The organism is Thalassotalea litorea, from assembly GCF_043642205.1.
Classification (GTDB): domain Bacteria; phylum Pseudomonadota; class Gammaproteobacteria; order Enterobacterales; family Alteromonadaceae; genus Thalassotalea_A; species Thalassotalea_A litorea.
Genome location: NZ_JBHZSG010000020.1, coordinates 1 through 24,681 on the forward strand (window position 1 = coordinate 1; position 24,681 = coordinate 24,681).

23 protein-coding genes are annotated in these 24,681 nt (G+C 44.0%); 8 read left to right on the forward strand and 15 right to left on the reverse strand.

Annotated features, from left to right (window positions below):
- Nucleotides 1–151: 151 nt before the first annotated feature.
- The 4 genes from ACHUFQ_RS10285 to ACHUFQ_RS10300 form a co-directional block, all read right to left on the reverse strand.
- On the reverse strand, nt 152–880 hold the full coding sequence (locus tag ACHUFQ_RS10285) for a hypothetical protein (RefSeq protein WP_394175288.1): 729 nt from the start codon (nt 878–880) through the stop codon (nt 152–154).
- A complete protein-coding gene (locus ACHUFQ_RS10290) occupies nt 877–1,548 on the reverse strand; it encodes an RNA polymerase sigma factor (RefSeq protein WP_394175290.1) in 672 nt (223 codons plus the stop codon). The genes ACHUFQ_RS10285 and ACHUFQ_RS10290 overlap by 4 nt, the downstream gene beginning before the upstream one ends.
- A 51-nt stretch (nt 1,549–1,599) precedes the next feature.
- On the reverse strand, nt 1,600–2,211 hold the full coding sequence (locus ACHUFQ_RS10295; protein ID WP_394175292.1) for an energy transducer TonB: 612 nt from the start codon (nt 2,209–2,211) through the stop codon (nt 1,600–1,602).
- Between the two features lie 161 nt (nt 2,212–2,372).
- On the reverse strand, nt 2,373–2,984 hold the full coding sequence (locus ACHUFQ_RS10300; RefSeq protein WP_394175294.1) for an energy transducer TonB: 612 nt from the start codon (nt 2,982–2,984) through the stop codon (nt 2,373–2,375).
- A 182-nt stretch (nt 2,985–3,166) separates the two neighbouring features.
- Between ACHUFQ_RS10300 and ACHUFQ_RS10305 the strand changes: the two genes are divergently transcribed.
- Complete coding sequence (locus tag ACHUFQ_RS10305) at nt 3,167–3,562, forward strand: MAPEG family protein (RefSeq protein WP_394175296.1); 396 nt, start codon at nt 3,167–3,169, stop codon at nt 3,560–3,562.
- Between the two features lie 102 nt (nt 3,563–3,664).
- On the opposite strand, the gene ruvB is transcribed toward ACHUFQ_RS10305, so the two are convergent.
- From ruvB to aspS, 6 genes are all read right to left on the reverse strand, one after another.
- Nucleotides 3,665–4,675 carry a Holliday junction branch migration DNA helicase RuvB gene (gene ruvB, locus ACHUFQ_RS10310; RefSeq protein ID WP_394175298.1) on the reverse strand — a complete coding sequence of 337 codons (1,011 nt, stop codon included), beginning with the start codon at nt 4,673–4,675 and terminating at the stop codon, nt 3,665–3,667.
- A 126-nt stretch (nt 4,676–4,801) separates the two neighbouring features.
- Nucleotides 4,802–5,428, reverse strand: a complete 627-nt coding sequence (gene ruvA, locus ACHUFQ_RS10315) for a Holliday junction branch migration protein RuvA (protein WP_394175300.1) — start codon at nt 5,426–5,428, stop codon at nt 4,802–4,804.
- Nucleotides 5,429–5,738: 310 nt separating this feature from the next.
- Nucleotides 5,739–6,266 carry a crossover junction endodeoxyribonuclease RuvC gene (gene ruvC, locus ACHUFQ_RS10320; RefSeq protein WP_394175302.1) on the reverse strand — a complete coding sequence of 176 codons (528 nt, stop codon included), beginning with the start codon at nt 6,264–6,266 and terminating at the stop codon, nt 5,739–5,741.
- Between the two features lie 75 nt (nt 6,267–6,341).
- Nucleotides 6,342–7,835 carry a DHA2 family efflux MFS transporter permease subunit gene (locus tag ACHUFQ_RS10325; protein ID WP_394175304.1) on the reverse strand — a complete coding sequence of 498 codons (1,494 nt, stop codon included), beginning with the start codon at nt 7,833–7,835 and terminating at the stop codon, nt 6,342–6,344.
- A gap of 32 nt (nt 7,836–7,867) precedes the next feature.
- Nucleotides 7,868–8,866 carry an HlyD family secretion protein gene (locus ACHUFQ_RS10330; RefSeq protein WP_394175306.1) on the reverse strand — a complete coding sequence of 333 codons (999 nt, stop codon included), beginning with the start codon at nt 8,864–8,866 and terminating at the stop codon, nt 7,868–7,870.
- A 248-nt stretch (nt 8,867–9,114) separates the two neighbouring features.
- Nucleotides 9,115–10,896 carry an aspartate--tRNA ligase gene (gene aspS / locus ACHUFQ_RS10335; protein WP_394175308.1) on the reverse strand — a complete coding sequence of 594 codons (1,782 nt, stop codon included), beginning with the start codon at nt 10,894–10,896 and terminating at the stop codon, nt 9,115–9,117.
- A 290-nt stretch (nt 10,897–11,186) separates the two neighbouring features.
- Here aspS and cmoA point away from each other — a divergent pair, with 290 nt between their 5' ends.
- The gene (gene cmoA, locus ACHUFQ_RS10340) at nt 11,187–11,933 is read left to right on the forward strand and encodes a carboxy-S-adenosyl-L-methionine synthase CmoA (RefSeq protein WP_394175310.1); all 747 of its coding nucleotides are present in this window, start codon (nt 11,187–11,189) and stop codon (nt 11,931–11,933) included.
- A gap of 44 nt (nt 11,934–11,977) precedes the next feature.
- On the forward strand, nt 11,978–12,937 hold the full coding sequence (gene cmoB, locus ACHUFQ_RS10345; protein WP_394175312.1) for a tRNA 5-methoxyuridine(34)/uridine 5-oxyacetic acid(34) synthase CmoB: 960 nt from the start codon (nt 11,978–11,980) through the stop codon (nt 12,935–12,937).
- Between the two features lie 64 nt (nt 12,938–13,001).
- Here cmoB and ACHUFQ_RS10350 read toward each other — a convergent pair whose 3' ends face one another.
- Nucleotides 13,002–13,436 (reverse strand): hypothetical protein, encoded by a 435-nt coding sequence (locus ACHUFQ_RS10350; RefSeq protein WP_394175314.1) that lies wholly within the window; start codon nt 13,434–13,436, stop codon nt 13,002–13,004.
- A 134-nt stretch (nt 13,437–13,570) separates the two neighbouring features.
- Between ACHUFQ_RS10350 and ACHUFQ_RS10355 the strand changes: the two genes are divergently transcribed.
- The 4 genes from ACHUFQ_RS10355 to ACHUFQ_RS10370 all read left to right on the forward strand — a co-directional run bounded on the left by ACHUFQ_RS10355 (nt 13,571) and on the right by ACHUFQ_RS10370 (nt 17,571).
- On the forward strand, nt 13,571–14,491 hold the full coding sequence (locus ACHUFQ_RS10355; protein WP_394175316.1) for a hypothetical protein: 921 nt from the start codon (nt 13,571–13,573) through the stop codon (nt 14,489–14,491).
- A 68-nt stretch (nt 14,492–14,559) separates the two neighbouring features.
- A complete protein-coding gene (locus ACHUFQ_RS10360; protein ID WP_394175318.1) occupies nt 14,560–15,906 on the forward strand; it encodes an anti-phage deoxyguanosine triphosphatase in 1,347 nt (448 codons plus the stop codon).
- Nucleotides 15,907–15,995: 89 nt separating this feature from the next.
- Nucleotides 15,996–16,397 carry an ACT domain-containing protein gene (locus ACHUFQ_RS10365; RefSeq protein ID WP_394175320.1) on the forward strand — a complete coding sequence of 134 codons (402 nt, stop codon included), beginning with the start codon at nt 15,996–15,998 and terminating at the stop codon, nt 16,395–16,397.
- Nucleotides 16,398–16,518: 121 nt separating this feature from the next.
- Entirely contained in the window at nt 16,519–17,571 is a 1,053-nt protein-coding gene (locus tag ACHUFQ_RS10370) for a patatin-like phospholipase family protein (protein ID WP_394175322.1), read from the forward strand.
- Between the two features lie 708 nt (nt 17,572–18,279).
- Here the strand turns inward: ACHUFQ_RS10370 and ACHUFQ_RS10375 are convergent.
- The 4 genes from ACHUFQ_RS10375 to ACHUFQ_RS10390 all read right to left on the reverse strand — a co-directional run bounded on the left by ACHUFQ_RS10375 (nt 18,280) and on the right by ACHUFQ_RS10390 (nt 22,296).
- Entirely contained in the window at nt 18,280–18,660 is a 381-nt protein-coding gene (locus tag ACHUFQ_RS10375) for a VOC family protein (protein WP_394175324.1), read from the reverse strand.
- Nucleotides 18,661–18,721: 61 nt separating this feature from the next.
- Nucleotides 18,722–20,608 carry a protein kinase domain-containing protein gene (locus tag ACHUFQ_RS10380; RefSeq protein ID WP_394175365.1) on the reverse strand — a complete coding sequence of 629 codons (1,887 nt, stop codon included), beginning with the start codon at nt 20,606–20,608 and terminating at the stop codon, nt 18,722–18,724.
- Between the two features lie 87 nt (nt 20,609–20,695).
- The gene (locus ACHUFQ_RS10385) at nt 20,696–21,763 is read right to left on the reverse strand and encodes a CNNM domain-containing protein (RefSeq protein ID WP_394175326.1); all 1,068 of its coding nucleotides are present in this window, start codon (nt 21,761–21,763) and stop codon (nt 20,696–20,698) included.
- Nucleotides 21,764–21,900: 137 nt separating this feature from the next.
- Nucleotides 21,901–22,296, reverse strand: a complete 396-nt coding sequence (locus tag ACHUFQ_RS10390; protein ID WP_394175328.1) for a diacylglycerol kinase — start codon at nt 22,294–22,296, stop codon at nt 21,901–21,903.
- A gap of 450 nt (nt 22,297–22,746) precedes the next feature.
- Here ACHUFQ_RS10390 and ACHUFQ_RS10395 point away from each other — a divergent pair, with 450 nt between their 5' ends.
- The gene (locus ACHUFQ_RS10395; protein ID WP_394175330.1) at nt 22,747–24,654 is read left to right on the forward strand and encodes an EAL domain-containing protein; all 1,908 of its coding nucleotides are present in this window, start codon (nt 22,747–22,749) and stop codon (nt 24,652–24,654) included.
- Nucleotides 24,655–24,681 lie beyond the last annotated feature (27 nt).

Sequence of the window (24,681 nt, forward strand, 5' to 3'; positions counted from 1 at the left end):
TCAACGAAATCTATGTTGTAACTGAACCTCTGCCCTAACTCTGAGTTGTGCACAAACTTAATGGGATTGGTATAAGCTGCCCTATCAACCTTGTTAACACAAATCTAGGTTACCGCAAATGCAAGTTAAACCTGGGTTATTTAACATTTGCTTAATCACACATAAGCGGTTGCGAGTTTTGTAGCAGTGCAATAACACCATTTTGATTGGAGTAGACATCAAAAGTCATATCCGACTGTTGCTTTTGATTGGCGGCCAACAAAGAGTGTTCAAACACTTCATTTCGCAGTAACTCGCGTCGTTCATCACAAAACTCTATAAACCAATCGCCATTTGCTTGTACCAACCTCCCCTGTCGCAGTTCATCGGCAAACTCAAGACCTGCTATTAGGGTCGCAGTTTCGGCTTGCTGTTTTAGATTTTCAATCAGTTGATTGAAATTCAAAAGCTTCTGCTCTGGCGTACTGGCGGCGATGTCGGATAAGGCTATTTGCGGCCGGGCACTCATCGGTAATTGTGGCAGCGTAATAGCCAATCGCGCAGGCACTTGGTCATCGTTAGGCAGCAGAGATTGCTCAAAATTTACCTCCGCCATGGTGGCTGGTTCAGGATTGATGATTTGCGTTTGCTCTTTAACAAAACGAAAAATTGGTACCGTCAGCATTAATGCAATGCCACAAAAAATCGCCGGCTTTACATAACTAAATCGTCGGTAGTCACTTAAAAACCCATGTGCAACGCTAGCCTGATGGTGTTGAGAAGCTTGTTCAACCTTAGCAAACAGGGCTTCTTTATCCGTGGCACTTAATCGATTTTTTGCTTTAAAATCCTGATACGCAGAACCTAATGTTTTATCTAAATCAGACTTATCAGTGCTCATGCCTGATACTCCTTAGCCGATACGTAATCATTGTCTTTGCCTGAAACCTCGTTCTTGGAATTTGCATGTTTTTTCAATGCCTGTTTTGCATAACGTAACCGCGACTTAATCGTTTCTGGTTTTTCTGATGTGATCTGGGCGATATCCTCAATTGAAAATCCTTCAAGTTGTAAAATTATCGCTTCACGTTGTGTCATCGGCAGAGCCTGTAACAGGTTTTGAAAAGATTGGTCAATTATGCCCTGCTGTTCATATTGGCTGATCATGTGCTCTGCAGAACCATGGCTTAACAACGAACTCACAGGACTATTTGTTATATCCTTACCCGAAAGTGTGTCATCGATATCACTAAAATCCCAGCGTCGACTGCGCCTTAATTCATCAATTAGGGTATTGCGGGCGATGGTAAATAACCAGCTTTTCACACTCATGCCTTGTTTAAAATTCTGATGCTTTTCGATTACCTTTAACCAGGTGTTCTGTAGGATATCTTCAGCCGTCGCCGGTTGCGACTGAGCGAGCAAAAAGTGATATAAATCGTCACTGTATCGCTCAATCAAAGGTTTCAATAAGGCCGCATCCGGTTGCTGGCAATAGGCCAGAATTTGTTGTTCCGGGCTCAAGGCTGGGGTTAACCAGCCTCTAAAGAATGATGGGATCTTCGCCAAATGTACTTCCTTTATGTTTGCTATTGGCTAAGGCGCGAACGGTTATATTACTCACGAACCGTTCGCGTCGTCCATGTTAAAATCTAATTGCACGGTCAACTGAGTTTGTTTCACCGGCTTTCCGTACACCATTTTGGCTTTGTATTTCCAACGTTTCAACGCCTTAATTGCGGCTTTATCAAACGTACGTTTTGGCGCCGAGTCGATAATTTCAATATCTGTGACACCGCCGGTTTCGGTGATCGAAAACGCTAACTGCACCCAACCCGTTATGCCATCTCGAGCAGCAACTACCGGATATTTAGGACTAACTCGTACAATTGGTCTGGCATCTCCGCCCATATTCGGCCCTAGAATCGACGGTCCTGGATCATCTATGGTTAAATCCGGCCCCGGGACGTTAATTTTTGCAATGGATTCGTTTTGATCCACCGGAGTTATTGATGATGGAGGCTCCGGCATGGGTTTTGGCTCAGGCGGCGGTTCTATCTTTTTCTTTTCCTGTACCTTACTGTCTTTCGGTTGCTCCATAAACTCTAATGGCACATAGGAAGAAGCTTCTGCTACAAAGCCTCCTTTATCTTTTACCAGTGCAGCCATAAACGCGAATAGTCCAAAACATACAATGAACGCTAAAAATGTAATATTAATTAATCGAGTCATAAACCTTTCCCACAATTGAAATGAATGTTGATTGCTTAAACAGGTCGTGATCACGAACGACGTCCCATGTCGTCTTATTAATAAAACGAATGAGAATTAAGAAAGGGGTTAAAGACGTGAAATATTGGAGCGGGTCATGATCGAGGGATTACAGTTGTCGATTATTTTTTCTTACCAAAATCGATACGGACGCTCAGATTTTCCTGCTTAATGGCTTGGCCATCTTGTAATTGCGGCCGGTACTTCCAGCGAGATAACGCATCTATCGCGGCCTGATCGAAAATGTCCTCCGGCTGCGATTCAATGACGACAATATCTTCAGGAATACCTTGCGGGTTGATGGAGAATCGTAATTTAACCCAACCACGAATTTTTTGTCGGGCAGCCCCGATGGGGTATCTGGGTAATGAACGGTAAATGGGAGTAGCTCCACTATTTTGTGGGGTCTCTTCAACTGCAAACTCCTGCGACTGCAAGGTGCTGTCGATCTTTACATCGGGCATTTTTATCTGTTTAACATCTGCAGATGTTTTAGCAGGAACAGCCCGCACCGACGATATGCCGCCAGGTTTTTGCGGTGGCTCGGGAGGAGGATCTAATATTCGCTTTTTCAAGATGGCTTTGCTGTCTTTGCGAGGCTCAGCCAATTCAACAACGGTATAGTCATCGACAGGCTCAATATAAACTTCATCGGACGCAACAAGGGCAGCCATGACGGCAATAATACCCAAAGAGATGCAACCGCCGGCAATGATAGCAACGAAGAATTTCACCTTTCCTCCTTTTACAGGGAAATTAATGTGCAAGCTTGTTACCTCATACTGCCTGGCTCGCATTAATTATAGTTGTTTGTAATGCAATTTTTACGCAAGTTTTGTACGGTCAGATTTAATTGTCTTTTCGTCAACTTTTGTTTGCAGTACACTAACTTAACAAAAATATACAGGAATAAACAATGGAACACTCATTAGCGATTACCGGTTTTTACGCAGGTATTCTTGCACTTTTGCATATTGCGCTCAGCTTTAAGGTCATCGGTCTTAGGCGTCGGTTAAAGATTGGTTTGGGCGATGGCGGTGATAAAGCCTTAAACAAGGCCATACGCATTCATGGCAATTTTGTTGAATACATTCCTTTAGCCTTGCTGCTGCTGGCTATTTCAGAAATAAATGGCGGCTCTTCCTTTATCTTACATGCTGTGGGCGGCGCTTTGGTGACCTGCCGTTTTTTACACGCTTTTGGGATAACTAAATCATCAGGAAAAAGCTGGCAACGTTTTGTCGGGGTACTAGGAACATTTATCGCAATCCTGATATTAGCGATAATGAATATCGCAACCATGTTTGTTTAACGACAAACGAAGGAAGGGTTCAGGTTTCTAGTTTTAGCTCATTGAGTTAGCTAGACTTTCGCGGGCAACAGGAGACGTCATAACCTGTTGCCTTTAGTTTATTTATCTTTCCGGCTTATCCAAGCCAAAATGCAGATACGCTCTTTCCGTAACCATACGGCCACGAGGCGTTCGTTGTAAAAAGCCCTGTTGAATCAAAAATGGCTCAATCACGTCTTCAATAGTGTCGCGCTCCTCACCAATGGCGGCAGCGACATTATCAAGGCCAACCGGGCCCCCCATGAATTTATCAATAATCGCTAACAGTAATTTACGATCCATCAAATCAAAGCCTTCACTGTCAACTTCCAACATGTTCAGAGCTTTCGAAGCGATGTTTTGATCTGCGGTACCGTCATTTTTTACTTCGGCAAAATCACGCACCCGGCGCAATAATCGGTTTGAAATTCGTGGCGTTCCCCGGGAACGACGGGCAATTTCAATGGCCCCTTCATTATCCAGTTCGACATTGAGAAAATGCGCACTGCGGGCGACGATATCGGTTAGATCTTCAACTTTATAAAATTCCAGGCGCTGAACAATGCCAAAACGGTCGCGCAAAGGAGACGTTAGTGCACCGGCTCGTGTCGTAGCACCAATCAAGGTGAACGGAGGTAAATCCAGTTTAATCGAGCGTGCCGCGGGTCCCTCACCAATCATAATGTCGAGCTGATAATCTTCCATTGCCGGATACAGAACTTCTTCCACAACGGGGCTTAAGCGATGAATTTCATCAATAAACAACACATCGTTTTCTTCAAGATTGGTCAGTAGTGCGGCCAAATCGCCGGCTTTCTCTAACACAGGGCCCGATGTGGTTCGAATATTGACACCCATTTCATTGGCGACAATATTCGCTAAGGTAGTTTTACCTAAACCCGGAGGACCAAAAATCAATAAATGATCCAACGGCTCGCTACGTTTTTTTGCCGCCTCGATAAAAATCTCCATCTGCTCTTTAACATGCTCCTGGCCGGTATAATCGGCGAGCATTTTCGGGCGAATGGCCCTGTCGATGGTTTCTTCTTCACGGGTGCTGGTAGTAGGTTGTATTAAACGATCCGCTTCTATCATGTTTGTTGTTTGACCAAGTATTGTTACACGGGTTTGATGATATACCTTTGACGATAGACAAGTGCACAACGCTTAAAAATGACGACTGTGGCTAATGTCTTGGTCATTGGTGCTTACTGATGTTGGTTATAACATAGATTTAAGGGCATCACGAATTAACTCTTCCGAGCTCATGCCATTTTGATGGACGCCCGACACCGCTTTCTCTGCCTGATTTGGCTTATAGCCCAACGAAACCAAAGCAGTGATCGCATCGTCTTTTTCATTGGTGACAGCAACAAAGGTTAAACCCGTTTCTTCACCCTGCAGGGCAAACTCGTCTGCGTTTGGTGTGGCGATATCCTGACCCCAATCCTTTAAGCGGTCGCGCATTTCAATCAATAAGCGCTCCGCTGTTTTCTTACCAACTCCAGGAATTTTAACGATGGTAGAAACATCGTCTATCTGTACGCAATGGACAAACTGAGATGAGGACATATTCGATAAGATAGCTAGCGCCAATTTCGGGCCGACGCCATTTACTTTGATTAATAACCGAAACAATTTACGCTCGGTGACATTGGCAAAACCATATAACTGCTGAGCATCTTCACGGACCACAAAGTGGGTAAAAATAACCGCCTCCTGCTCCAGTTTAGGCAGATGATAAAAGCTCGTCATGGGTAACGTCACTTCATACCCGACACCGCCACATTCAATCACAATTTCCGGTGGTTGTTTATCAACCAATAAGCCACGTAATCGTCCAATCACTTTATAATCCTCATCACGGACATCGCCAGCAGTCGAGTTTTGTTGGTGAATTTCCCAGGGATTCGCGTGTTAGCGGTTAGCGCATCCAAACACCTGGCAATACCTGCAAAAAAGACCAAAAACTGCGACGATTTTATTATTTAAATTCGATAAAACAGATACTATATATATATACAGTAAAGTGCAAATGCTTTGTCTGGTTTTGGCTTGTTTGGAATTAGTATATTCGTTGAGGACGACATAAGTGGGATTTGCAAATGGTCAGCCGTCATACCCATGTACTTAAAGATAACATTGCCTGTATTTGTCGTTAACGAAGTCGCCCGCGCACGGTCTTTGTTGCCCTACCGGCCATTTTCGCTAATGAGTCGTGGCTGTGTGCGTGACATATAGCCACGGCTAATGCATCGGCGGCATCGGCCTGCGGCGTACCGGGTAGCTTTAAAATCGAGGCTACCATGTGCTGCACTTGAGTTTTATCCGCTGCACCCGTACCAACCACGGATTGTTTGATTTGTCGGGCAGAATACTCTGCCACTGGCACTTGATTATTGGTCGCCGCCACCATTGCCGCACCACGAGCCTGGCCAAGCTTTAACGCACCAGAGGGATTTTGTCCCATAAAGACTTGCTCTATCGCAAATAAATCGGGCTTGTATTGAATGATTAATTCGGACACGCCGGCAAAAATGATTTGCAGACGTAACGACTGATCGTCCCCTGCTGCCAGCGTCTTAATACAGCCACTACCAAGATAATTAAAGGTTCGACCTTTCTTCTCGATAATGCCATAGCCGGTGATTCTCGAACCGGGATCGATACCTAGGATTATGCTCAACGTTAGTTTTGTTATTGCCAATGTGATTTTTGGCTAGTGTAAATGAGCTAACAATTTATTTCATTATAAAACTGCCTATTGCGAGTTATGACGAATAAATAGCAACAGTGGCAAAACACAAACAATGCTGCAAAACACGAAAAAGTAAGCATTGATAAACCCTAGCATGGTAGATTGCTGCGCAAGTAGTTGCGCTAGCATTGATGCGGCCTGATCAGAGTCAATGGTCATATTCAAGTGACCTAACCATTCATTGACCTGAGGATTATAAGGATTGATATTCGACCCTAATTCCTGCCATTGGGTTTGAGTACTGCGTGTTAATACCGTTGATACCAATGAGATCCCCATGGAACTACCAATGGTTCTGGATAAGTTAAAAAGGGCTGCTGCATTGGTAGCCTGATCGTTGGCCAGCGTTGCATAAGCCAGGCTGGAGAGCGGCACAAATATCAAGCCAAAGCCTAACCCTTGAATGATACCAGGGACAATCAAATTGATAGGGTCGACCATCAGTGTCAGGTTGAAAAATAACATGCACCCCAAAGCACTCAGAGTAATACCTGCAACGATGATCGCTCTAGGGTTAATAACATGAGCTAGGGCGACCGCCAGCAGCATCCCGGTGGCATTCGCAATTCCCCTTGGCATCATGATAAAACCGGCAGTATCAGGCGGATACCCAAGTATTCCTTCCATTAATAATGGCTGGATCACAATTGAGCCAAAGATCGCAATCGACATGACGGCCATCAATAACGATGACATCATTAGATTTCTGTCTTTGAATAATCGCAACGGTACGATGCTGTCGGGATCGTTCCAGGCTCGATAAATAAACACCGAAAAGCCAATAATCGCACTAAGTAATAGCAAACGAATCAGCCCTGAGTCCAACCAGTTTTTGCTATTGCCTTGATCCAGAAAGGCTTGCAATGAGCCAATACCAATAGCCATAAAGGCCACCATTAGCCAATCAATGTTAGGCTTGCTGCGCTGTGTCTGACCAATCAAAGAGTAAATCAATAATAATGCGATAAGGCCCACCGGAATATTGACGTAAAAGATCCAACGCCAGTCAGTATGGGTGGTGATCAATCCACCAATGGTTGGGCCAAAAACAGGCCCCATCATTATGCCAATCCCCCACAGCGCCATAGCCAAATCTTTTTTGTCATCCGGAAAGTAGCGAACCATGAGCGATTGGGTTAAGGGAATGATTGATGCGCCCATAGCTCCCTGACAGATGCGATAAACGATCATCGATGTTAATGAGTCTGCCTGTCCACACAGCGCTGAAAAGACAATAAAACCGGTAACGGCTAAAAGCAGCAACGATCGCTCACCTAAAAATCGCGAGAAATAACCGGTTAAGGGAATGAATATTGCTTCGGCTATGGTGTAGGAGGTCAATACCCAGGTAATTTGTTCTGAAGTTGCCCCTAAAGATCCCATCATATGTGGCAAGGCAACATTGGCAATGGTCATATCAACGACCACCATAAACGCCGACATCACCAAGGTTATGCTAATTAATATCAGTTGCCAGTTGCTGGTTTTTGCAGACACGGTATCGAGCTCGTTAACGGCGAATTTATGGGTTAATGACTATCAGTGCTATCGACCACCACGTTGGCACTAGCACCAATTCGAAGCTCAGGAAGATCATCGGTTTTCTCAATGGCGATTCGTACCTGAAACCTTTGGGTTACCTTGACCCAATTACCGGTGGCATTTTCAGGCGGCAATAGCGAAAAGCTGGCGCCGCTGGCAGGAGATAGGCTGGCAACGTGTCCTTTGAGGCTTACATCCGGATACATATCCAGTTCTATCACGGCAGGTTGGCCAACCTTTATTCGGGTTAAATCGGTTTCTTTAAAATTCGCATCTACCCAATATTCATGGGCCTCAACCAATGGAAATAGCATTTGATTGGTGTGGATTACATTACCGACTCTGACGTTTACGTCGCCAAGGAAACCTTCATAGGGTGCCTTTATCACTGTATTGGCGAGATTATATTTCGCTTGCTCTAGTACCGCCGCCGCCTGACGAATATCGGCGTTTTCTTCGTTGTCTTTGCCCAATGCTTTTACCGCTTTGTCCAGTTCAGCCTCGGCTTGATTAACGCCGGCTTGTGCCTGCTCGAATTGTGCTTTGGCATGTTGCGCCTGTTCTTCGGTGACAACCTTTTGTTCAAACAATTGCTGAATCCGGTTTGAATGGCTTTTAGCATCATCCCGTGCGGCTTTGACGCGGATTAGATTAGATTGCGCAGAGGTGACCGCCGTTGCCTGAACACCAACGTTTTTACTGGCCAAATCAAATGCAGCTTTCGCCCTTGCCAGCTCATATCGAAATGGCAAGGGATCTAACGCAAGCAGAACCTGATTGCGCTTTACCGATTGGTGAGATTTAACGCTGACTTTTGCTACCCGACCACTTACCAGTGGTGAAATTTGAATAACATTCGCTTTAAGGTAAGCGTCATCGGTGGATGGATAGCTAACTGTGTGCTGGTAATAGCGATACCCGGCAAAGCCAACAATGAGGACAATAACAAGTGCTAGCACTAATTGTAGCGGTTTGATTGAAGTCAATATCACCCCCTCATAGGTTTGAGATATCAATTAACTATCGGAACAATCGGCGGTTTTGGCAAGTTGATTAGATGCAAAGCTATGCGGTGCAAGCTGGGAAATAAAGGGACAGAGTCGTACTTAACGCCATGATTAATATGGAAATTTAAATTTTACAATTGACTCTGACCCCATACGAAAAAGCCGGAGACAAGGTGCTTGTCGCCGGCTTTTGGATTTTAGGTTTTGGCTTCTAAGTTGTAAGGGAATTAGTCTTCAGACTTTTTCTCTTCCTTAACGATCTGCACACCAAGTTCCGCTAATTGTGCTGGGTTAGCATTACCCGGTGCGTTGGTTAAAGGACAAGCAGCCGTTGTGGTTTTCGGGAATGCCATCACGTCACGAATTGAGGTTGCACCTGTCATTAGCATCACCAAACGGTCTAAACCAAACGCCAGGCCCGCATGCGGCGGTGTGCCGTAGCGCAATGCTTCTAGTAAGAAACCAAACTTTTCTTCCGCTTCTTCATCGCTAATTCCAAGAATACGGAAAACCGCGGCTTGCATCGCTTGATCGTGAATACGAACTGAACCACCACCTAACTCACAACCGTTAAGAACCATATCATAAGCATTGGATAGCGCGCCGACAGGATTCGCTTCCAATTCTTCTGCGGTTAATTCCGAAGGTGCGGTAAATGGGTGATGCAACGCATGCATATTGCCATCGAATTCTTCAAACATTGGGAAGTCGACAACCCAAAGTGGTTTCCACTCGTCACTGACGATGCCTAAGTCTTCGCCCAATTTAAGACGCAAAGCACCCATGGCTTCGGTAACCACCGTATAGTTATCGGCGCCGAAGAAAATAATATCGCCGCTTTGCGCGTTAGTACGCTCAAGCAAACCGTTTACTGCATCTTCCGGCAAGAACTTAAGGATTGGTGATTGGATGCCTTCCATACCGGCAGCGCGGTCATTGACTTTCATCCAGGCTAAACCTTTGGCACCGTAGATACCGACAAACTTACCGTATTCATCAATGTTCTTACGCGAGAACTTCTCAGCGCCACCAGGTACACAGATCACCGCGACACGACCTTTGTCGTCGTTTGCAGGACCAGAGAATACTTTAAACTCAACGTCTTTTAATAAATCGGCAACATCAACAAGCTCAAGTGGGTTACGTAAATCTGGCTTGTCGGAGCCGTAGCGAGTCATGGCTTCGGCATAAGACATACGCGGGAAATCACCTAAGTCGACATTAAGCAACTTGGTAAACAAGTCACGGATCATGGTTTCGGTCACTTCCATCACCTGATCGGCCGTCATAAATGACGTTTCAATATCAATTTGGGTAAATTCAGGCTGACGATCTGCACGCAAATCTTCATCACGGAAACATTTTACGATTTGATAATACCGCTCCATGCCTGACATCATTAGCAACTGTTTAAATAGTTGCGGCGATTGTGGCAATGCAAAGAAGCTACCTTTGTGAGTACGACTCGGCACTAAGTAATCACGAGCCCCTTCCGGCGTTGCCGCAGTCAGGATTGGCGTTTCAATATCCATGAAACCTTGTGACTCTAACGACTCACGTACCGCAGACGTCACTTTCGCACGAAAACGCAAACGCTCAGTCATTTCCGGACGACGAAGATCTAAGTAACGATACTTTAAACGTTGCTCTTCAGAATTGTTCTGATGATCATCTAAGGTTAAAGGCAATGGCGCCGATTTGTTTAAAATGGTTAATTCCAAACCCAGTACTTCAATCGCACCGGTGGCCATATCTTTGTTCACCTGGCCTTCCGGACGGGCACGGACTTTACCTTTAACCTGAACACAGAACTCGTTACGCAAGGTGTTGGCTTTTTCCAAAACTTCAGGAAAATCCGGATCGTAAACCACCTGTACAATTCCTTCACGATCTCGCAAATCTAAAAAGATTACAGCGCCGAGATCACGACGACGGTTTACCCAACCACAAAGAGTGACTTCCTGACCGATGTGAGATTCGTTTACCTCACCACAATATACGCTACGCATTATTGACTGTTCCTGATATGTAAAAAGCTCGAACCCGTGTTCATTATAGCGGGATCATCTCGGCATCCACATTTATCAATAACCATTGATAGCCATCGATGCCTGAAATTTAATAAAGCCGACATTATAAGGAAAACCCGCGGGTTGTCACCTGAATTGGCAGTAGAGCAATAGAAAAAACCTCGATTTTTGAAAATCTCAGGGATTATTGGCAATTTTTACAACGAACTTTCATTATCTCAGATATTTAAGATAAAATAAGGCCCATAACATGTAACTGGACTTTACCCATGTCCCCGAAAGATACTCAACCCGACACAGACCTAATCTATTCAAAACCTCAGGTGAAAGTCGCGGATTTTCGCTTCGACGCGCAGGTGGTCGAAGTCTTCCCTGATATGATCAAACGTTCGGTCCCTGGTTACAATACGATCATCGATACCATCGGCAATCTCGCTGGTCGTTATGCTAAGGATGATACTAACGTTTATGACTTAGGCTGTTCACTAGGAGCGGCAAGTCTGGCCATGCGCCGTACAATTGAGGCGAAAAACTGCAACATCATCGCCATTGATAATTCACAGGAGATGGTGGAGCGTTGCAAAATTCACCTTAATGCCTTTAAGAGCGATACGCCTTGTGAGGTAAAGCATGGTGATATTTTACAAGAACCCATGGAGAATGCTTCGGTCATAGTGTTGAACTTCACTTTGCAATTTATTGCCCCTGATAAACGGGCGCAATTGATTGAGAACATCGCTAACGCGCTGGTTCCTGGTGGTTTATTTATTCTTTCCGAAAAAATTTACGACCAAGACCCCGCCTGCAAGGATTTGCTCAATGAATTGCACCACGATTTTAAACGTGCCAATGGCTACAGTGAATTAGAAATCGCACAAAAGCGTTCAGCCATTGAAAATGTGATGAAACCTGATGTATTAGACAGTCATTTGACCCGATTAAAACAGGCTGGATTTTCCCATGCTACGCCATGGTTCCAATGCTTCAACTTCTTTTCACTTGTGGCCATCAAATAGCCAATAACCATTAAGGGCTGTCAAACAGGCACCAATTACTCATTATGTTTAATACTTTTTATCAAAAAATCGCCAGCAATCAGCTAAGTCACTGGTTAACGACTCTGCCAGCTCAACTAGAACAATGGCAAAAAAGCCACTTGCATGGTGAGTATGGGAAATGGTTAAAAACGCTGGAAGCGTTGCCTGACACCCAATACTCGAGCTTGGATTTAAAAAACAGCGTAACCATTGGTAATGCCGATGACATACCTGATGGGCAACGTAAACGCATTGAAGCCTTGCTTAAAAACTTCAAGCCCTGGCGCAAGGGCCCGTTTCATATCCACGGCCTGCACATTGATACCGAGTGGCGCTCCGATTTTAAATGGGATCGATTATTACCCCATATCAGCCCATTGAAAGGCCGCACAGTTCTGGATATCGGTTGTGGCAGCGGCTATCACTTGTGGCGGATGCGCGGCGAGGGCGCGGATTTTGTGGTGGGGATTGACCCAACCCAACTGTTCTTAATGCAGTTTCAGGCGATTCAGCATTTTATCAAAGATCCGAACGTCAATTTATTACCATTAGGTGTCGATGACCTACCGGCACTTAAATCTTTTGATACGGTGTTTTCGATGGGCGTACTTTATCATCGTAAATCGCCTATCGATTTTTTACAGCAATTAAAAGCACAGTTAAACCCAGGAGGTGAACTTGTGCTGGAAACTTTGGTGGTAGAAGGTGACGAGCAGACCGTGCTGGTTCCGGGCGAGCGCTATGCAAAAATGCGCAACGTCTGGTTTATTCCAAGCACCGAAGCGCTAATGTTTTGGATGCGCCGCCTCGGATTTAAAAACGTGCGTATGGTCAATACCGACCAGACAGCGTTTGAAGAACAACGAAAAACCGACTGGATGGACACTGAATCGCTGCAGGATTTCCTCGACCCTGAAGATGACAGTAAAACCATTGAAGGCTACCCTGCCCCGCTGCGCGCAATTTTTATCGCCAACGTGTAGCGGTTGCTGATCGTTACTGTATTTTAAGGTGGGGAATAGCCTTACCCCATCTTAAAGTTATCTACTACTTAGTCGATTGAAGAATCAGGCGCAGATGCAAAGCGATATGCACCAGATGGATTACCGCAGCAATAGTGAGTATCCCTAGTATAATAATTAACAGTTCCCGCAATGAATAACTTGCAACTAGCGGAAAGAAAAATGCCAATGGCATCAGGTAGGCTAAAGAACCGATGATTAACGCGAATAATCGCCACAAAAACCCCATCTTTAATCCAAAACTAATCGAACACATGGACCAAAAGCTTAATAGTACAGCTAACGCCCAAAGCCCAAGCAAAAACGTGTGTAATCCCGATGTAACAGCCATTTCTTTCTGCTGTGGACTAAAGCCATTTATCAGCCCGTGAAATAAACTGAATACCATGACCCCAAGCATTACCAGTGCTGGCATCCAGGCAAAAACAATGGTAACGGGGATTAATAATCTTTTTAGCAACAACAGCCCCCATTTAAGTTTTCAGTTCATCTCTTCAATATTACAACATCTTGATTATTCTGCATAAAAGTGTGACATTTAACGAAGCGTGTCGTAATGAGAATAAATACAAGCGACAACTAAAGGAGTTATTTATGCAAGAAAAAAACGGGAAGTTATTTGTCTTTGGCGCATTATTTTTTACCCTCAGTGCCTGTTCAAGTAGTCCATCGGTTTCAGATATTGAGCCGCAGATATCAACCCAATTAAAATACAATGCCATTGAACTTTTCCCCACACGGCCAAGCTTTGCGATAAAAGATCAGGCTTATGATCAATCACTCGGAAGTTTTAAAATTTCCAATTCCGATATTTCTGGGAAGTATGGCAACGCAATGCGCACAGGATATGGCACCAAAGTCGACATTCTCGAATGGCTTATTGAAGATGATTTAATATTTGAAGTAGAACATTTCAATAAAAAACAATGGCAAAGATTCTCATTCGATCTGAATAAGCAGCAACAAGCACCCAGCCACAACACCCGCAGTGAGTGCGAGGTTTATGCAGAAACTCATGCTGAAGTGAAGATTGTTAAAGAAGAAACTATCCCCTCTTCACCCAGAAATTACGAACACGCGCGCATCAATACCTTTCTGTTGTGTCAAATAAAAAGTCAGCAAGGCATTTGGACGCTTAAACTAAGCGCTCCCAAGAAAGGTGAATGGGACATAAGCCTGTTTAACGACGTCACCCAAATTAAAGGGATGAGTATTGACAAGGCTGTCGCCTATAAAAACGGTCAACCCGTTGTCTTACCAAGTTGGCTAGGAAGTCGCTCGGGCATTGGCTTTTACAACGACAACACACAAATTACCGCGCTGTCCCTCAAAGATGATTCAAGAGTATGGCTGCAACGGGATCTGGATTCTGAAATTGAATCGGTTTTATTAGCGGCAAACTATTCTCTGATTATGTTGAATTGGCTAGATGACCAATGGATAGGTATCGATAAGTCTTTCAACGATTTACTTCAACTAAACCAGGATGGATATTACGGTTCCCATGATGACTGATAGCTTTGCTTGGCGTGTCAATTATGGTAATGATAAACAATCAGGCATCTTAGTTAAGCTAGCAGTTTATGAATGAAAATTGGTTACAACGTAAATTTTCCCCGAATTCAACTCGGATCCAGGATCACCGTTCTCCGTTTCAGCGGGACCGAGCTCGTATTTTGCATTCTGCGGCCTTTCGTCGTCTGCAGGCAAAAACGCAGGTCATGGGCGTTGGTGTCAGTGATTTTTACCGAACCCGTTTAACCCATTCATTAGAAGCCGCGCAAATTGGTTCAGGTATTAGTGCCCAGCTGAGAAATAAACACAGTGAACTGGCGGACAAGCTTTTCCCCGATGACGACGCGTTAATTGAAGCCATTTGTCTGGCACACGATATTGGCCATCCACCGTTTGGCCACGGTGGCGAAGTCGCGCTTAATTTTATGATGCACAAACATGGCGGATTTGAAGGCAATGGCCAGACATTTCGTATTGTCAGTAAACTTGAGCCCTATACCGAGCAATATGGGATGGATCTTACCCGTCGCACCTTACTGGGCTTTTTAAAATACCCACAAACCATCGCGCATTTGCAAACTTCCTATCCGGGTAAGTTACCCAGTAATTATCGACAGTTAAAAGCCAGCGACTGGCATCCGCCTAAAGGGGTTTATGACGACGACCTGGATATGTTGCATTGGGTATTGGAACCATTGTCATCTCATGACAAGGAACTTTTCCAACGTAGTCTGGCACGAGACAATAATCACCGCAAAACCAGATTTAAGTCCTTAGATTGCTCCATCATGGAATTAGCTGATGATATTGCTTATGGTGTTCATGACCTGGAAGATGCGATTGTCACCGGCGTGGTTTCTGAGCATTTATTTGTCGAATATGTGGCAAAACCCATGGCGGAAATTGATGATGTCTGGGTGCAGGAAAATTATGCAAGTATTACTGAAAATCTGTTTAGTCAGCAACATCACTTACAAAAAGATGCCATAGGTTCATTGGTCAATTATCTGATCACCTCAATTGCGTTAGTGGATTTAAACGCGCACGAGGGAATAGAATTTGACGAAGATTTGCTGCGCTATAACGCCCGACTTTCACCTGCGCCGGCAAAGGTGCTTGGCTTGTTAAAAGATTTCGTATATCGCTTTGTGATCAAACAAACGGATATTCAACGCTTAGAATATAAAGGTCAGCAAATCGTCATGGAATTGTTTGAGGCGTTTGCCAGTGATCCGCAGCGATTATTGCCAGATTCAACCCGCCGACGTTGGCAAAAAGCGGTCGATGACGGGCTAAATCCAAATCGCGTAATTGCCGATTACTTAAGTGGCATGACCGATGAGTTCGCGACTAGAGTCTACAACAACTTGTTTATCGCCAATGCCAGTGGTGTCAATGAAAAGCATTGTGTTTAACGATTATATTTAACCTCTCTCCTATTCCTTTTAAGGTGGAAGTTGGAGGTGGAAGTAAGCTTTCATTTACCTGAAATTAGGGAGTTACCTTGAGCGCCATTACCGACTTAAATCAACTCATTACCAGTATAAAACCTGAACTCAACGAAAAAGAGTTTATCTTTACTACCGTTGTAGGTGAAGTTGGTGATTACCTGGCGCTAAACCCATTGGCAAGTTTTGTCGAAACTGAAGGGTTAACATTAATACTGGATAAGCATCAGGCGGATAGTGCTAGCATCGAATACCAGGGTGTATTTAAGCAAATTACGCTAACTGTCCATTCCAGCCTGGAAGCCGTCGGCTTAACGGCGGCAATCTCCGCTGCCCTTGCAAAGGAAGGGATCAGCGCCAATGTCGTTGCCGCGTACTTCCATGATCATATTTTTGTACCGGAAGATAAAGCAACAAAGGCAATTCGCGCGCTTGCAGCATTAAGCGAGTCTGTTTAACGCAGTGAATTGTTAGACAATAACGTTATGATATTGCGGTGCTCATTATGCATTCCTCTTGGCACGCATCATTGTTCCCCGTAAAATATGCTATAAAATTTCGCCAGGAAGCTAAAATTCCGTGTTAGATATATACGCCGGCAACAACGCCCTTTCGACGCTCAAACAACAAGGTTTTTCTCAATCCTTATTTACCACCATGATTGGTGCCAGTGGTGGTCCTAAGTGGTTTTCTCTTTATGGTTTAGATAAATATATCTTTGGCGAATTATTTAAAGACCGGACATCTGAATTAAATTTAATCGGTTCTTCCGCCGGGGCTTTTCGCTTTGCCGCACTGGCTCAAAAGGATCCCGTCGCCGCAATTACCCGTTTAGCGGAAAATTATTCGCAAACCGTATACTCCGAAAACGCCGGTGCGACGGAAATTACCGGAAAAGCTTATGAGTTAATGAGCGCCGTATTTGGTGAACATGGCATTGAACAGATAATCACCAACCCCACCATTAAAGCGCATTTTGTGGTCTGTCGCTGTCATGGTTTAACCCACTTTGAAAATAAAGCGCTACAGATGCTCGGCTTAGTGACAAGTTATGGTCTTAATCGCATCGACAGGCGTCTGCTCAAGCATCAATATCAACGAGTTATCTATCATCATCCTGACAGTAAGCTAACAATAAACGACCCCTATCAGTTTGATACCTCCTATTTACCATTAACCCGGGACAATACCCTTGACGCCTTATTGGCGAGTGGTTCGATTCCTATGGTCATGCGTGGCATTAAAGATGTTGCTGACTCGCCCAAAGGAATGTATCGCGATGGCGGGATTATTGACTACCATTTCGATTTAGAAATTGAGAATCAGTCTGGGTTGAATTTATACCCGCATTTTACCTCCGTACCAAAGGCCGGTTGGTTTGATAAATCCTTAAATCGCTTTGTCGATAAGAAACATTATGACAATGTGGTACTGCTGGTACCGTCCGAAAAATTCGTGGCGAGCCTGCCTTATCAAAAAATCCCGGATAGAAAAGATTTCACTGATTTGCCGCCAACCGAGCGGATTAAATACTGGCAAACGGTTCTTGCGGCTACCGAGCAGTTAGCAGAAAGTCTGGATGATTTTATCGAGAAACAGGATATAGACCGGGTAAAGCCCTTAGCTTGGTAGACCAAACTTACGTTAGACGGCGCTATGCATAAAAACTTTGGCATAGGAACTGCCTGACCGGTAGGCCCTTTTTAAGGCGTTATAGATTCGTTAATGTTACATTAACGTTGGAGATATAAAAAATGCATAGGGTCAGTTCCGATAAAAAGAATTTCCCAATCGATAAGCCTCTCAAATGTACTAAAACAGTTGGTTTTACCCTCGCACTCCGCTAAAGTATAACCAACTGATTTTTAACCCCTATTGCGGGCATAATACGCAAATGGAGATCGCATGAAGTATTTGTCGTTACTCACTATTATCCTGATATCAGGCTGTTCATCTCAACCGATTAGCCATCAAATCGCGAATGCCATTCTGAGTTCAGTTTTTGAAGGAGCGACCAATACGGATATAAGTCACAATGCTGCAAGTTGCCCGAATATTAAACGCAGCTGTTCAGATGGAAATTATCAAGAATGGCTTCAAAAAAATGGACAAAAGGCTTGTGCCTGCAATAAGTAATTGCACCTAGCAGTCTAAAAGCACCAACTTACCACTGCCTGCCTCGTTGACGGCACGCCTGTTTGGCAGGGGCTTGGAGTCGAAACATCACATAACACCCGGTTTATTGCTTTTTCTAAACCTTAAACCCAAGATATGAAGCGGAAACTAAAACCTGCCCTCTCCTTTCTAGTCTACCAGCCCCAAACAGTGTCTAAGTACCCGCTACGCTTTTTTAAAATAAAGCGCGCAAACCGCGCCAGCGGGATCCTTGATAACTACGTATTTGTCATCTGCGCCCATGGATTTAACTTCCGTTAGCAATGCTCCGCCTTTTGAGGTAACGGCGGCAATAGACGCATCGATATCGGCAACCAGAAAATAAGGCATCCATACCGGAGGTAAGTTTTCATTAACCCCCCGTGCATGGCAAATCCCCGCCTGAGGAGAGTCATTGGCCGGATTGTTCATGGCATAATCATCATAGTCTCCCATGGAGCAGGCTTCGACTTCCCAGCCGACAACGTCCTGATAAAAATCTTTTACTTCCCCGGCATTTTCAACCGTTAAATCCAACCAGGCCATTTCTGTAATATTGTTGTTCATGATGTGTCCTCTATGTCTGTGACTGATTCACGTCGATGCTTTGTTGTTTAGCTTTTCTTGTTTAAGGTTTGTTGTTTAGATTTTGTTGTTTGGGGTTTTTGGGATAAAACTTATCCGGTAACTGATTAATGTGTTCGAAAAAGCGCGTATCTTTATAAGGCAGTTTCATAAATCCGGAAATTCCTACGCCGTTAATGGTCGGCAGTAATTCAATAATTTCAGCCAGACACTGTTCAAACTCATCGCGTTTGGCATGATTTAACAACATCAGGTAGCTGTGAATTTTCAAATGATTTTCTAACACTTCAAAAATGATACAGCCAGTATGATGAATTTTATTCAAGCGCGCCAAAACGGCCATGATTTTGCCGGGTAAGCGCAGATATTCATCCGGGTCTTTGCCGTCTTCAAAATAGGAATGGAGCCTTGAAGGTTTATCCACTTCATCAAGGTTACTGACCTCAAATGGAATAACTTGCCCTGTCGCCGCGGTAAACGGAACGGAACTGTCGCTGCGCTCAATATGCAAGGTGTTACGAGCATCGAACAGGCACGATTTAAAGATACCAATCCTGAAAATGCCCTGCGCCAGGGTCACCATATTATTGACCGCAGATTTAAAGGCAGTTTCCAAACTCTGATCAAACAAGGTCAAATTTGAATCGACATAAACCCCGTCTTTTTCCCAGCGAATCGCAAGACCGCCGACCACCGGGTAACGCGCAAGGCGGCTTACTGCCGCGATAAAGGCTTTCTCTGTAGCCCCCATGCCAACCAAAAAGTTTTTATAGTATTTTTCCAGTTGCACATCATCAATATCAACCAGCTTGTCCCTTTCTGAGGATTCCCGCAAAAACGATTTACGCGAGCCGTAAACCACGGTATCCATCTGCGCAAGTTTAGGTTTGATCCAAACCGGGATAACGGATTTGATCAGATTCATTTTAGGCTTGGGATTTAATACCAGCTTTTCCAGCAACGGCAGTTGCGAAAACAGATAATCGCCGGCCTGTCGCCTTAATTTAGGATCATCGCCGAGCATGGCATCAAGAGACTTACCTAACACTTTAGGTAAGCCAAGCGAAGTGGCAGTTATGACTTTATAGCCATAACGACAGGATTGTCCGGAAGCCAATGCGTAAAGCGTTGCTGCCATACCCTGCTCGTCAAACCTTGGAGAAGACAAGCCGCCATTTAGTTGTTCTTCACCAATAAAATAGACATCACCCATACGGGCATTGGTATGTTGTAGATCGCCACTCATTAAATCCATCACGTTGGATGCGGTAGACTGATCATTATTGTCAATCTGCGCCCAAACCGATGATCCCCAATCAATAAGCTGAATGTCACCGCTGATTTCATCGAACACCAAATTGGACGGTTTTATGTCGCCATGGACAATAGGTTTGCGCTGTTGGTGCAAAGCTGGGTTTTTCAGGTAGTTAAGGATTTTTATCAATTGAATGGTCAGTTTAACCACAAGCTCTGGTGCTAATGGCCCATGCTGATGCGAATATATTTCCATATCCACGCCCGGTGCCCGGCTCATTTGCAAAATCGACTGGCGTTTAATTTTTCGGTATTCAACCAGCTTGGGGATATTCGGATGCGTGATAGTTGATTGCATCAGGGCTTCATCGGCAAGTCGGTCCTGGACGTGTTGCGGCAAGGTGATACGGGAAAATTTAAATACTTGCGAGTCGCCGCCGCCATTCTCACCACTAAACACAAAGCCGTATGCGCCTTTGCCAAGCAATTGGATATCATGATAACCCAATTGCCTTAGCTGGGTTTTACACAGCTCAATCCATTGCTTGAGCTTCTCAGCATCTTTATGGCTGAGTAAATATATCGACTGCTCTTCGGCAATATAAAAATGCTGGAGATTTTTATTCGGGACGCTGGCTGGCAAGGTGGATTCTCTTGGCTGATCCTGTTCGCTAATATTCAACTCTAATGCACCTGCGTCATTTAAGTAAAGGGGCTAATGCGATAAAGGGTTAGTGCGCTAATGTGCCGAGCCCCGTTACCGTCAATCTTTTTTGTCAGTGCCTGACTCATTAACCTTGTTAAATTTAGCTTTTAGTCGCGTCCGATAGTTAGCTTTGGCATACAGTTGAAGATCTTCTACCGAATCACTCTCATCTACAATTTCACGGCCGAGAATAGTTTCAATGGTGTCTTCCAAGGTGACAATACCGGCGGTTTGCCCGAAGTGATCTTCGACCAAAAATAAATGCTCTTTGCGTTTAATAAAAACATCTAGCAAGTTAAGCACAGGAAAGCTTTCCGAAATCCGATGAATGGGTAAAGCAAGATCTTTGAGTGGCACATCAGCTTTACCCTGGCGTTCCGACTCATACAGGTGGTTTTTAATGATCAAACCGGTGATATTATCGACGCTGCCGTCGTATATCGGTATTCGGGTAAAGTACACGGTTTGCTCTGCGGCCAATGCCTCTGCTACCGTGCTTTCCTCACTTAGGGCGTGAACCACGCTGCGCGGGGTCAAAATATCTTCGGTTTTGGCTTCACGAAGTTTTAAGATATTTTGCACCAAAAGACTTTCCTGGTTGGCAATCGCCCCACCTTTTTGGCCTAACGTGGTTATTGCCAAAAGTTCTTCACGAGATATCGACGGTTGCTCTGCGCCACTGAAAATACGGGTTAAAAACCCCGATATCCAAACCAGCGGATAGACCAGCTTAACCAAAAAGTTAATCATAAATGCAGAAGGTATCGCCAAGGTTCGCCAGTAGTGAGCGCCAATGGTTTTGGGAATGATTTCAGAGAAATATAAAATTGCCAGCGTCAGCAAGAATGCAACTAAGGTTTCCCACTTTTCACCAAACACCTGCAACGCCTGTGAACCGACGCCTGCAGCCCCCATGGTATGAGCAAAGGTGTTTAAAATTAATATACTGGAAATGGACTGATCCAGGTTTTGTTTTGCCTGAGTCAGTTGCTGATAACCGCGAGACTTGTTTTGTTCAATTTCGGCAACATAACTTGGGGTAATCGATAACAGTACCGCTTCAAGAATGGAACAAAGAAATGAAACGCCAATAGCGATACACAGATAGACAATTAATAAGGTCATTATAAAGCAGCCGTTAATCCGTTAAAGTACAAGGAATTTTCTCCAAAATTTACGCCGTTAATTTTAATTCCCATAGCGACGATAATATCCAGACCGGTATTCATCACGATATGTTCCTCAAAACGATTGAGATAAAATTAAGACACGAAAAATTGATACAGGTTCACTCCCCATAATAGCACCAGCCAGCTAAAAGCAACGAACACTAATGCCGATCCGATATCTTTACAGCGACCAATTAACGGATCATGTTCAATGCACACTTTGTCAGCCAGAGCTTCAAGTGCGGAATTGATTAATTCTGCAAATAAGATAAACACCAGACTAAAAATTAGTGCTAACCAATTCTCTATCGATGTTGCCAGAACAAAGCTAAATGGCAGCAGTACGATAGTCAGCACGAGTTCCTGTCGAAAAGCCGCTTCGTATTTAAAGACATCACGAAAACCTTGCATCGAACAAAAAAACGCGCGGTAAATACGGGTCATGCCCTTTCCGTTTGGTTTGCCACCCGGCTCGTTGGGTATCGTCATCCTTTGGATTACCTGACAAGTCACTATGAATAGTTAATTGTAGATAAAATAATAGTTTAGATAAACACCCGAAAGGTAAAAGCGTAATAAATCCTATCAAAACCATCACTAGCGAAGCCTGCAAACTTTCGTGTAACCTTGATAGGCTAGCCTTTTTGAAATTTGTATCATCATATAACCGCATAAGAGATTCGATATATTGATAAGCAAAACCGAAAATTTTGTTGACGTTAACCATGCTGTTACCGTTAAAATTGCGGCCTATTTGTCGCAAAGTAGCAGCAAACAATGGTTTTAAGTCCATAATATTTAGGGCGTTAGACAATAACCATAACGAAAATCATATTGCATTGTTCAGTCATTAATCATATCGTATAAACATTATTCGAAAAGTCAGTGCTGACTATTCGTAAAAGGCTGAGAACTAATAATAACTGGGGAAATTCTCGCATGTCGACGGTTGCAAAAATTTTGGCAAAAAACATCGTTTTTGCCATCATCTTTCTCTTAGGTTTTTTCACCCTTAGCTTATCCGGATTAAAAAGCTTTGTGGATCACCAGCACCAGCAACATAGGGTGCAAATACAATCTCATGCACTGTCATTTCAAGGACAGAAACTTGAGTTATTTTCAAAGCTACTGCACAGCACATACGACTATGACATCCTAGCCGTTGTCGATCAGCAAAATCAGGATGTGGGTTCGTACAGTAAACGGGAAATTTCCCACCCGACCCTTGCATCCTGGGTTCAGGCAGACAAACCGCATCGAGTCACCGCTAAGCCGATAGCGGCAAAAGTCACCTATCAACTTAGCCAGGACAAATTGATTGGCTGGTTTAATACGCTGAGCATTTTTATCCTAGTATTTACCATCTTTATGGTGGTAGTGGGCACCTTGTTAACCAGTCAGCTAACCGCTCGCGCAAATCGCAAGGCGTCGGAAAAAATTTCCAAGGCCATTGCCGACGAAATCAAACAAGCTATTGATAATAAAGAAGACATTGAGCAATTTCAGTTACCTGGGGCGTTTGATCAAGTCAACACGATGATCCAGCAACTCAAAGAGTTTATCACTACCAAGCTATCGAAAACCGAAGAGTTAAAACAAACCGCCTATGTAGACCCGTTAACGGGTCTGTCGAATCGTAATAGTTTTGCGGAATTTTTTACCGCCTACGCAAAACATACCCGCGGCAGTAGTTTTGGTGTGCTGTTTATTACCCGCTGTACCGAATTACAAATCATCAACAAAGTTCATGGCTATCAGGAAGGTGATCGGTACCTGTGTCAGGTTGCGAATATTTTACAAAGACAGATAAAGAACGTTGAAGGTGCATCACTGTTTCGCCTGAACGGGTCTGACTTTGCCACCTTTATTCCGAACGTCACCATCAAGGCGTCACAAAGTTATGCCGATGAACTTACCGGTTTGTTTAACGAATACCAGGTATTGGCAGATATTGACTCCGTTGCGTATACCGGTATCGTTAATTTTGAAATTAACCGGCCTTTAGGTGAATTGCTGGCCCTGGCTGATACGGCCATTAGTATTGCCGAGACCAAACACAAAAACTCCTGGTATGTTCAATCTTATGAAGATATGGAAGACAACGGTGCCATTGGTTATGGTGGCCAGAGCTGGGGCAAAGAAATCGATTATGTGATTGAACATCAGAACGTGTCTTTATTAACCCAGTTAATTCAGCCCAACGCCCGCAACAATAAAATTTATCATGAAGTATTGGCGCGCTTTACCAATACCTCGGGTGAACAAATGCCGACGGCTTCATTTATTGCGATGGCAGAAAAACTAGACAAGATTATTCTGATCGATCGCTTAGTTATCGAAAAGGTATTGTCAGAAATTCGCAATAAGAACCTGACTGAACAATCTTTTGGTATCAATTTAAGTTCTCGTTCCATACACGACGAACATTTTATTATTTGGTTGGAGCGCCGTTTACTAAAAGATAAAGACATCGCTGCGCGGTTAATTTTTGAAGTCAGTGAATATGGACTGCAACAAAATGTTAAAGACAGCATTTATTTTATCAATATGGTTCATCGGATTGGCGCAAAAGTCTGTGTAGAACATTTTGGTGTGGGAATTACCTCCTTTAAATTCTTCCGGGAATTATCGCCAGACTTCATCAAAATGGATGGTAGCTATTCCCGAGACATCGAAAATGATAAGAATAATCAATACTTCCTGCGTCTGATGATAGATCTTGCTCATCGTATGAGTATCAAAGTACTGGCCGAAGGTGTTGAAACCCAGGAAGAAAAACACACCTTTGATGAAATTCTGGTGGATGGTTGTCAAGGTTACTACATAGGTAAGCCGGAAGGGATCTAGCCAAAACGACAACGCCATAAAGCCCCG

What these genes read in the sequence shown, in the direction of transcription:
- ACHUFQ_RS10395 (WP_394175330.1), top strand. Translation starts at nt 22,747, where the DNA reads ATGTCGACGGTTGCAAAAATTTTGGCAAAAAACATCGTTTTTGCCATC.
- ACHUFQ_RS10360 (WP_394175318.1), top strand. Translation starts at nt 14,560, where the DNA reads ATGAATGAAAATTGGTTACAACGTAAATTTTCCCCGAATTCAACTCGG.
- cmoB (WP_394175312.1), top strand. Translation starts at nt 11,978, where the DNA reads ATGTTTAATACTTTTTATCAAAAAATCGCCAGCAATCAGCTAAGTCAC.
- ACHUFQ_RS10295 (WP_394175292.1), bottom strand. Translation starts at nt 2,211, where the DNA reads ATGACTCGATTAATTAATATTACATTTTTAGCGTTCATTGTATGTTTT.
- ACHUFQ_RS10385 (WP_394175326.1), bottom strand. Translation starts at nt 21,763, where the DNA reads ATGACCTTATTAATTGTCTATCTGTGTATCGCTATTGGCGTTTCATTT.
- aspS (WP_394175308.1), bottom strand. Translation starts at nt 10,896, where the DNA reads ATGCGTAGCGTATATTGTGGTGAGGTAAACGAATCTCACATCGGTCAG.
- ACHUFQ_RS10285 (WP_394175288.1), bottom strand. Translation starts at nt 880, where the DNA reads ATGAGCACTGATAAGTCTGATTTAGATAAAACATTAGGTTCTGCGTAT.
- cmoA (WP_394175310.1), top strand. Translation starts at nt 11,187, where the DNA reads ATGTCCCCGAAAGATACTCAACCCGACACAGACCTAATCTATTCAAAA.
- ACHUFQ_RS10390 (WP_394175328.1), bottom strand. Translation starts at nt 22,296, where the DNA reads ATGACGATACCCAACGAGCCGGGTGGCAAACCAAACGGAAAGGGCATG.
- ACHUFQ_RS10355 (WP_394175316.1), top strand. Translation starts at nt 13,571, where the DNA reads ATGCAAGAAAAAAACGGGAAGTTATTTGTCTTTGGCGCATTATTTTTT.
- ruvB (WP_394175298.1), bottom strand. Translation starts at nt 4,675, where the DNA reads ATGATAGAAGCGGATCGTTTAATACAACCTACTACCAGCACCCGTGAA.
- ACHUFQ_RS10305 (WP_394175296.1), top strand. Translation starts at nt 3,167, where the DNA reads ATGGAACACTCATTAGCGATTACCGGTTTTTACGCAGGTATTCTTGCA.
- ACHUFQ_RS10375 (WP_394175324.1), bottom strand. Translation starts at nt 18,660, where the DNA reads ATGAACAACAATATTACAGAAATGGCCTGGTTGGATTTAACGGTTGAA.